At 55.6% G+C, this 8578-nt stretch carries 8 protein-coding genes; all 8 read right to left on the bottom strand.

Annotated elements, in window-relative coordinates; translation table 11 throughout:
* Positions 1-254 precede the first annotated feature (254 nt).
* The 8 genes from XdyCFBP7245_RS12570 to XdyCFBP7245_RS12535 all read right to left on the bottom strand — a co-directional run bounded on the left by XdyCFBP7245_RS12570 (position 255) and on the right by XdyCFBP7245_RS12535 (position 8463).
* Positions 255-2708, bottom strand: coding sequence for a VirB4 family type IV secretion/conjugal transfer ATPase (locus XdyCFBP7245_RS12570; RefSeq protein WP_104615939.1), 2454 nt, complete (start codon positions 2706-2708; stop codon positions 255-257).
* A gap of 102 nt (positions 2709-2810) precedes the next feature.
* Complete coding sequence (locus XdyCFBP7245_RS12565) at positions 2811-3122, bottom strand: VirB3 family type IV secretion system protein (protein WP_104615938.1); 312 nt, start codon at positions 3120-3122, stop codon at positions 2811-2813.
* Positions 3115-3519, bottom strand: a complete 405-nt coding sequence (locus XdyCFBP7245_RS12560; RefSeq protein WP_104615948.1) for a TrbC/VirB2 family protein — start codon at positions 3517-3519, stop codon at positions 3115-3117. The genes XdyCFBP7245_RS12565 and XdyCFBP7245_RS12560 overlap by 8 nt, the downstream gene beginning before the upstream one ends.
* Positions 3520-3581: 62 nt before the next feature.
* Positions 3582-4397, bottom strand: a complete 816-nt coding sequence (locus XdyCFBP7245_RS12555) for a lytic transglycosylase domain-containing protein (RefSeq protein WP_170068632.1) — start codon at positions 4395-4397, stop codon at positions 3582-3584.
* A gap of 58 nt (positions 4398-4455) precedes the next feature.
* Positions 4456-5496, bottom strand: coding sequence for a P-type DNA transfer ATPase VirB11 (virB11, locus tag XdyCFBP7245_RS12550; protein WP_170068631.1), 1041 nt, complete (start codon positions 5494-5496; stop codon positions 4456-4458).
* Between the two features lie 14 nt (positions 5497-5510).
* A complete protein-coding gene (locus XdyCFBP7245_RS12545) occupies positions 5511-6683 on the bottom strand; it encodes a TraB/TrbI/VirB10 family type IV secretion system protein (RefSeq protein WP_104615935.1) in 1173 nt (390 codons plus the stop codon).
* Entirely contained in the window at positions 6680-7447 is a 768-nt protein-coding gene (locus XdyCFBP7245_RS12540; RefSeq protein ID WP_104615934.1) for a TrbG/VirB9 family P-type conjugative transfer protein, read from the bottom strand. Before XdyCFBP7245_RS12540 ends, XdyCFBP7245_RS12545 begins: the two co-directional genes overlap by 4 nt.
* Complete coding sequence (locus XdyCFBP7245_RS12535) at positions 7444-8463, bottom strand: VirB8 family type IV secretion system protein (protein WP_170068630.1); 1020 nt, start codon at positions 8461-8463, stop codon at positions 7444-7446. The genes XdyCFBP7245_RS12540 and XdyCFBP7245_RS12535 overlap by 4 nt, the downstream gene beginning before the upstream one ends.
* Positions 8464-8578 lie beyond the last annotated feature (115 nt).

Here is an 8578-nt window from a genome sequence, read left to right as displayed (position 1 = left end):
GACTTCTTCATCGCTTGAATCCTCGTTGCTACGGGGGCCCATGCTGCCGAAGTCTCTACTTTACTGTGGCTCAGTTTTCAGGGGGTGGGTCAATTTAGCAAAAAATATCTCACCATAAATTTAGATGGCGGGGAAATTAAATATTATGTTAAATAATTATTTAATTTTATAAAGAAATAATTTCAATAAAATAATAATTTGTCGATGTTGACTTAGTGAATTTAGAGTGCGCAACTCTCATGGTAGAGAGGGAGTCATGCATCTTCGGCCTCCTTGTCCATGGCAGCGGCGCGCTTGCCCGAGCCCTTGCGCTTGGCATAAAAATCGGCCAACCACTGCTCCGGTGTCAGCTGGTCCACGCTGACGCCAAGCTTGTTGGCCTTCCCGGCCAGAACCTGATGCATGATCTCGATGTTGTCGGTCGAGGACGAGATCACCGATAGGGCGTCGTCCATGCCGCGCAGGTTGAGTTGGCACACCGCCGAGCCGTGACCCTGCTTGACCAAGAAGCAGCGCGAGCGCTCGTCCAGCGACACCACCACCTGGTACTCGGCGTCGGTTAGCTTGAGTCCTTCCATATAGTCGTCGCGACTGGCGCTAGGATTGGGCAGCAGAATCATCGTGGCGGTCTGCTCGATCAGTGCTGCGGCAATGTCGCTGGCCAGCGCGTCTTCCGGGCTTTGCGTTGCGAAAATACCCAGGCCGTTCTGCTTACGGATGGTCTTCTGCTTATTCTTGGCGAACTCCTTCAAACCGCCCTTGCCGTCCAGGATCTTCCAGAATTCGTCCATCACATAGATCAGCGGACGGCCGTCGATTAGCGCTTCCAGCCGATGCAACAGGTAGTTGATGACCGGCACGCGCACTTCGGCGTTGTCTATAATGTCTGTGTAGTCGAAGCCGATGATGGACGCGCGCGTCAGGTCGATCGTGTCCACCGGGTTGTCGAACACCCAGCCCAGCGAATTGCCCGCCGTCCAGCGACGCATGCGCGCATACAGTCCGTCGTCGCCCATGTTGGGCAGGCTCTTACGGAAGTTGCTCATGCTGCGTAGGTGCAGCGGTGTGTCCAGCATGCCTTCCACCGCGCGGTAGATGTCTTCTTCCTCGCGCGCGCTGTACTCGAGCTTGCCGGCCAGCACCTTAATCAACTCGGCCAGAAACTGTGTATTGGTTTCATTGCTCTCGCACTGGAATGGATTGAATCCAGTCGGCGCGCCATTTTCCAGCGCCAGATAATTGCCACCGCAAGCACGCACAAAAATTTCCGCGCCGCGATCCTTGTCGAAGAAGAAGATCGTCGGAATCGGATCGAACTTCTGTACTTGGCTTAACAGAAAGTTGATCAGCGCCGTCTTACCGGTACCGGACTTACCGATCACCATCGTGTTGGCGATCGCTTTCTCGCCGAGCGAATTCTCGGCCGGATGCGTGGCATGGAAGTTGAAGTAGTAAGGCTGACCGTTTGTGGTCTGCAGCGTGGTCACGCAATCGCCCCACGGGTTGTTGTGCTGCTTGCCCTGGGCGAAGTTGTGTAGAGGCGACAAGCCGAGGAAATTGAGCGAGCTCAGGTTTGCGATGCGCGTGCGAAAGCGCCAGTTGCCCGGCAGCTGAGCGTAGAACGACGAAGCGATCGCGAGATCTTCCTTGGAAGACACGAATCCGGCATTGGACAGCTCCGCACGGGTAGTCGCGATCTGCCGTGAGAGCTTTTCCTGACTGTCGGCATACACTGCAAGGGTGAAGTGATATTCGCCCAGCACGAAGTTACCCGATGCCACATCGTCCATCGCCAAGTCCAGATCGCGGATCTGGCTGGAAGATTTGTCGCCAGAGGAAATCATCATGCCTTTGGTGCGTTCGAGCACCTTCAGCGCGTCGTGACGACCGACCGGACTGAAGGAATGAGTAATCACATACTCAAAGTCCAGATACTTCAGACCATTCAGGATACCCGGATACGTACCATCGGCATATTCCTTTACGTTAAGAATCGCGCCAAAATGATTGATGCCATCGGGCGTGCGGATGACGAAGTCGCCGGTCTTGTTCGCAAACATATGCTTACTGACAGGCAGATACGCGGAAACCGGCGCCTGCAGCACAGGGACAGGCTCGTCAATCCGATTTAATAAATAACCCAGGAACTCCAACGTCTCGGAAAACACGACGCCATTCTTGGCTTCGTACATGCCCAGTCGATAAGGCGAGTAATCCTTTAGCACCGCCTCGACGTTGGTGGCCAGTTCGATCACCTTGGCGATCGCCTGCTCTTCTTCGACGCGGATCTTATCAGGATCACCCGACTTCTCCATCATTCGACGACCCGTGACCACAGGACGATAGATCATGCTGAAGTACAACTCGTTCTGCATGATCTTTTGTGACGACAACGCAGCGTAATATTCGTCGGACAGTTCCTGGTTGAACGACTGCTTGAAACGGCCGGCATTTCCAATCTTGCGGCGGCGACGGACATCGTGTACCCAAAACGCCACATTGGCGAAGTCTGGAGCACGCAGGGTCTGCACAAGACGATTGAACGTGTTGTGGCGCTGCTCGAGCTCGAACTCGTCACGCCCGACGAAAGGCAAACCAGCCAGATGCCAGATCAATAAGTAGTCACCACCGGTCGTCTTGAGAACGGATGGTGCGACATGGGTTGAAATGGAGACAAATTCGCTGATCGGACTATCGGGACTGAACATGGTCTTACCAGTTTAAGAAGGAGGCATCACACCATTAGGATGGTTTCAAACGCCAACCCCATGCAGCTCGCGCGCATGGGGTTGGTTAAGCAGTTCACGTGCTCACCGAGGTTTTCCTGGGGGACTCTTGCGGTATTCGTTTGGAGTGAAGACCCACATTCCCGAATAGCGCTGGACGTTTCGAGCACGCATTCGGAACAACCATCGCAACCCCAGCAACCTGAAGATCATGTCATCCCCCTTGGCCATCTGTTGCATGACAAAGATGATGACCGGGATCGTTAACAGGTACCAAAGATTGAGGTACATACCCAACAGCAGGCCACCGCCAGCGCCAATGAAGAATGGGATGTAAGGCACTCCCAGGAACATCGCCGGACGAGTACACCCACGGAAGAGGACGTCTTTATGCATAGTTAGCAAACTGCAGCAGCGTGATGACCGATGCGCAATCACCGGTGCCAGCGTCTTTGCCAATTACCATATTGGCAATCTGAGCGGCTGCACCGATCAGGACGCCTCCAATCAGAATCGGAGATACTTCAGAGATACGCTTGTGAGCAAATGCAATCTGATAACCGGCAATAACCACGGCAATTGTCACAACAAGCGCCGAGCCCATATCCAGGAGCCCGTTGACGTTGTTAAGGAAGCCGCACATCTTTTTACCCGTCTCGCCGAGACCACTAGTTTCCTGTGCCATGCTGCCGCCGGCAACTAGGATCAACGAGGTGAACACCAGGGCCTTCAGCGCCTGCTTACCGATCATCTTGGCTTCGGTAGCCATTTTGTTGTCGATTTCAAACTTCATTTTCAATCTCCTTGGGAACATGGGGATCCAGCGGCCATTCCTTGGCAGGTTTTCCATCCTGGTTAAAAAACAAATGCGGTATCTGTTTGCTGCGTTTCAGGCACCTGCCGCACTGGCGGGGCGGCAGGTGCCTGCTTGGTCACTATTGGGGCTTGCTGCGCTCCGGCAGGCACCGCAACCCCACGCCCTTGCCCTGTCGCCTTGACGACATAAAACTGATCGTCAGCCGAAGGGGCCGGAGAGACTGCGGGAGGCAACGGTAAGCTTGCAGGAGACGCAAGCATAGGGCCTTGCTGTGAAGCCTCTGTGCGTCCCAGGTTAGAAAAGTCCTGGATCCGACGCGCGACGATGGCATCGGCCAGCTCTGCTGCGACCTGCCGCATTGGATTTTCGACACGCACCTTGATTGGACGACTGGGAATTACTGCGATCGGCTCTGCGCCAGACGAAGCAACCGACTGTCGAATGGAGGCGTAAATCTTCTGGACATAGCCATGCTTGAAGCCGGTCTCAAAATTGCCCGAGTAGTAGCAGCTGAAAGACTTGCCCCAGTTGGCACCCGACCGCGAATGACATTCGGCCAGGATCCGCGACGCGGCCACCAGATTCGGGCACTTGGCAAACGCCATCTCGTAACTGGTCAGGCCGTACTTTTGCAAGTTGTAGCGATTAACCTGACCAAGCCCGAGCGAGAAATTGTAGCCTTTCTGTTCCAGCATCTTGGCCGTCGCAACCGCCTCTTCCAAACCGCGTGGCTCCCGTACCAGCCGACCGCCAACCACACCGATAGCATAGGGATTTCGCGAGGACTCCACGCGCACGACGTGTTGCATGACCTCACCGGGGACGGCAAGTCCAGTACAGCCCATCAATTCCATGCCAGGAAGCATCGCGGTCTCCTCGAATCTCGATCAACATCAAATCGCAGGCGGCGGGTCAGCCGCCTCGTAGGGTTCTAGCTGGATCAAAATCGATCCCGGTGATAAAGCGGCGCCCGGCGTGCGCCTTTATATGCACCACAATATCGATGGTCATGCGCAACAACCGCTTGATTACCTCGAACTCCAACCCCGAGCCTTCGTTGGACGCTTTTACCATCAAGGCAAGCTGGTCCCAGGTCTGTTCCACGCTACCGGCATGACAGCTCGTAATCGATCCAGGATGGCCAGACGCGCAATTGCGGATGAAGTAGAACGATTCATCGCCGCGCAGCTCAGCCAGGATGATGCGATCCGGCTTCATGCGCAAACACGCCTCCATGCAGCTCTTAGCGGTCACATTACTCGCACTCTGCCCGCCTTTCGAGTACAGCAGATGCACCGAATTGGGCTGACTGATGAATAGCTCGCGGGCGTCCTCGATTGTAACAAGACGCTCCTCGTTCGGAATATGGTTCACCAATGCCTTCATAAAGGTAGTTTTGCCGCTACCGGTCGCACCGGCCACGACCACATTCTTTTTGTAGAGAACCGATTTCTTGAAGAACTCCGAGTACTGCTTGTTGCGGCGCAATTCGAGCAGCTCGCGGTCGTGGTCGCTAACGTCGGAAACCTGCTCGAGTACCTGATCGAAGAACCCATCACTGGTGTACTGCTCCAGTGTCTTGGTGTGCTTGGAAGGCAGACGGATCGTGATCGACACCTTGCCGGCATCGCAAGCGGGCGGAATGACGAACTGCGCACGTTGGCCGGTGGGAAAGGTCAGCGACACCACCGGATCAGCATCGGTAATGCGCTGCCCGGTGTTGCTCTCGTTGACGACGGCCGTACAGAACTGCCTGGCACGATCAAAGGTCAGCGACGGCACCTCCATCCGCTGCCAGCCGTTGATCGTCTCCATATACAGCTCGCCAGGACGATTGATGCAGATTTCCGTCACCTCCGGCGAATTCAGGTAGTCCAGGATTCCCAGCACAGAGTACTGGTAATCGAGGAAATCATTCGAAATCCGCGCAGTTGGGGAATCGTCGATTGTCATGGCAGCGGTCTCGCTCACTTCGGCAGCACCGCCGAGAAGTCGACATCCTTCGCAACGTATACGTTTAGGACCGTTCCTTGACTTATCGTCAGAGTCGCAGGGCGACGGCCGGATTTTTCCACTGCCTGCTGAGCCAGCTGCTGGATACTCTGGGCGGTGTTGCTCTCGAAGGGCTGCTGCGTGACGATCCCGGAACCTAAGCCAACCGTGGTCGTTTCCGGGCCGTACTCGGCTGCCGCGTACTTGAACGCATCGCTCAACAGGCTGATGAACAAGGCCGAAGCGATCTTGTTACCCCAGTGAGCATCGTACTGACCCGGGTGACCGGCACTGCCGAGCGTATCGATACCTGGGCCAACCAACGTCACATCAAGCCCGGTGGGAGTGGTCACCCGATCCCAGACCACCTGCAAACGCCGCGAGGTGGGTTCGCCGGCGCCGTACTGCCCTAGCATTTTGGAGCCCTTCGGCAACAGCAGGTTATGACCGTTGATCGAATAGACCGGCTCGGTGACGATGCAGGACGTGTAGCCGCCGAAATCGGAGATAATCCGCGTCTCCAGGATGCAGCGGATGTAGGTTCCGCGCACGAGCAAGCCATCAGGATTGCTGATCGGTTTGGCTAACGTTACTTGGTCCTCTTCAGCCCCTGGCGGCGCACCGGGCTGCTGGCCTGGCATGCCAGCAGCCCCGCCTGCTGCCGACGACTGCTCGGCTAAAATGCGTCGCTCCAACAATGTGGGACCACGCGGGCGCTCCGGTTCAGGGGCACTCTCGCTGTCATCGTTCAACATAGGCGGCAACGTCGGAATCATCGGCTGTTGCGCCAGAGCAACCGGTGCTGTCTGCACGGGAGCGTTCATGTTTTGCGGCAGCTCTGGTGCCACAACGGTTTCGGCGCGCGGCTTCGGCTTATCCGAGTCGCCCGAGCCCTGCTTGACCAACCAGAAAATTGCCAGGAGCAACAAAATGGCAATCAGTGCGAGGAAGACTAGCGCCTTACGATTCAGCCGTTTCATGTCGCTGGATCGCAGTACGGGTTCGTTCGCATCCAGATCCGGCTCCGCACCTGCCTGCTGGCGTGCGAAGTACGGGTTGTTGCGCTCGTCATACTCGTTGTTTACGCGCCCTTCCCCACGGTCATCCTGGGAGCGCTCATCGGGGCTGTTTGGAATATTCGAATTCACTTTTGCTTGTTCCTTCGCAGACCGACGACATTATCGCCGTGACGAACCACCAGGAAAGGATAGGTTCCATGCACGATCAAGGTATTGCCCTCAACGGTCGTATTCACGAGAAAATCCTCGCTATGCTCTTTCTCACGAGCAAAAACCGCCGGAAAGTTACCCGTGGGAAAGCGCGTCAAATCCATATTAATGTAAGTGAACTTACCATCATCGTAGACACGGCTCGGAACCAGCCAGGATTTCTTGGTGCGAGTCGCATAATCATAATCGTAGTAGTAGCGTCGATCCTTGAGAATCTTCGCGTTCAGTAACGGACCATTCTTGGCCGCCGCCGCGTCTTCTACATTATTGAAACTGGTATCTTTTGGATAACTGAAAACGACCTTGTACTGCACACCAGCTTGCTTGGCCTGCTCCAGACGCTGCCAGTCGGTTGCGACAACCTTGAGCTCCAGAATGTAGGAGTGCGTTGCCGTACGAATCATCATGTTCGTATCGACATCGACATTCTTGGGCTTCAAATAAAAGACGTTCTCCCGACGAGTAAGCTCCCAACCTCCTGTAAAACCAGTGCTGTAATCGAGAATCTTCTCATTCGGACTAAGCTCCACCTGTGTGGTGATGCCTAGACCGGTGCGCACCTGATAAATACGGTCAGGTGCGTACTCATATTCCTGCACGACCTGAGCGGTCGCCGAGGATGCACAAAATGCGAATGGCAGCGCTACAGCCAATGCCGCCCTGTAGGGGTTAAAGGGTTTCATCGACCGCTTGCTCCATTGACATTATTCGGCATCCCTTGGGGTTGAATCGTGGGCTGAGCTTGAGGTTGGCTCGCAGGCTGCGCCTGACCAGGATATCCAGGCTGCATCTGCTGCACAGGCATACCACCTTGAGCTGCAGGCATGCCTTGCTGCATCGGCACAGCCATCTGTGTTGCCGCGCCAGCTGCATTCAGGTCAGGCATACCAGGTGCCGCCTGCTGCTGGTTTGCGCTCGGAAGGACAGTCTGCGGAAGCGCGCCGATTGAGGAAGGCGCAGCAGGCAATGCCGAAGAATCGTTATCGACACGATAGTCGGTTACGCGGAAGCCCAAGGGATTTTCCACCCTGAGGCTATCGCTCATCTGAAGGTTGTCCTGGTAGACGAATCCCATCGTCGCAATTTTGCTATCAAGAAGCGCGGTAGTGGCGGAGCTCTTGTCGTAGACATTCCGTTGAAAGCGCACCGTGGCACCGGTGTATGGGGTACCCCTGCCGCCGATAAGCGTGATACTGAGAATATTGATGCGAATCGAGCGCACGCGCCCATAGATATTGAACGGCCGCATCGGATTGTTGGCGGCATGCAGGGTGCGATACTCGGACAACACATTGGTGGCCGCCATCGCTGCAACGGTATTCCAGTCACGGTCACCGATCGTGGATACATCAAACGACTCACGCGCCAGGATGAACCGCGCGACATTACTGCGCGCCAATGCTTCGCTGGTACTGATGGTTCGCCCGCCGTAATTGGCCTCGAGCTTGGCGATGGTGCTGGTACCGGAGTAAGCATCGGCCATCACCAGGTACGGGACCTTCTCCTTCAGCGGCAGCATGTAGTAGTAGCCCCCGGCCGTCATCACGGTGATGATCATGGAAACGGTCGCCACAATCCACGCACGCTTTTCACTGCGGCGCGCAAGATCAGCGATGCTGACCTCGTAATTAACTGCCTTCTGGACGGCTGCCCCGACTTGGGCAGATCCATCTTTTTCACTGACCTTCTTACGCAACATGTCTAGATCCGTCACCGTGGGGCCTTGTCAGGCCTGAAACTGTTGCCGCGATGAGTTGCGGGCATTTGGGAGGCATAGACGTCCCTGCAAATGTGATGCCACAGGTGCATCGCAT

Source organism: Xanthomonas dyei (assembly GCF_002939865.1).
Lineage (GTDB): Bacteria > Pseudomonadota > Gammaproteobacteria > Xanthomonadales > Xanthomonadaceae > Xanthomonas > Xanthomonas dyei.
Note: the sequence above shows the minus strand (reverse complement) of the source record. Positions and strands in the feature narration are given on the sequence as shown.

What these genes read in the sequence shown, in the direction of transcription:
- XdyCFBP7245_RS12570 (WP_104615939.1), bottom strand. Translation starts at nt 2,708, where the DNA reads ATGTTCAGTCCCGATAGTCCGATCAGCGAATTTGTCTCCATTTCAACC.
- XdyCFBP7245_RS12565 (WP_104615938.1), bottom strand. Translation starts at nt 3,122, where the DNA reads ATGCATAAAGACGTCCTCTTCCGTGGGTGTACTCGTCCGGCGATGTTC.
- XdyCFBP7245_RS12560 (WP_104615948.1), bottom strand. Translation starts at nt 3,519, where the DNA reads ATGAAGTTTGAAATCGACAACAAAATGGCTACCGAAGCCAAGATGATC.
- XdyCFBP7245_RS12555 (WP_170068632.1), bottom strand. Translation starts at nt 4,397, where the DNA reads ATGGAATTGATGGGCTGTACTGGACTTGCCGTCCCCGGTGAGGTCATG.
- virB11 (WP_170068631.1), bottom strand. Translation starts at nt 5,496, where the DNA reads ATGACAATCGACGATTCCCCAACTGCGCGGATTTCGAATGATTTCCTC.
- XdyCFBP7245_RS12540 (WP_104615934.1), bottom strand. Translation starts at nt 7,447, where the DNA reads ATGAAACCCTTTAACCCCTACAGGGCGGCATTGGCTGTAGCGCTGCCA.
- XdyCFBP7245_RS12535 (WP_170068630.1), bottom strand. Translation starts at nt 8,463, where the DNA reads ATGTTGCGTAAGAAGGTCAGTGAAAAAGATGGATCTGCCCAAGTCGGG.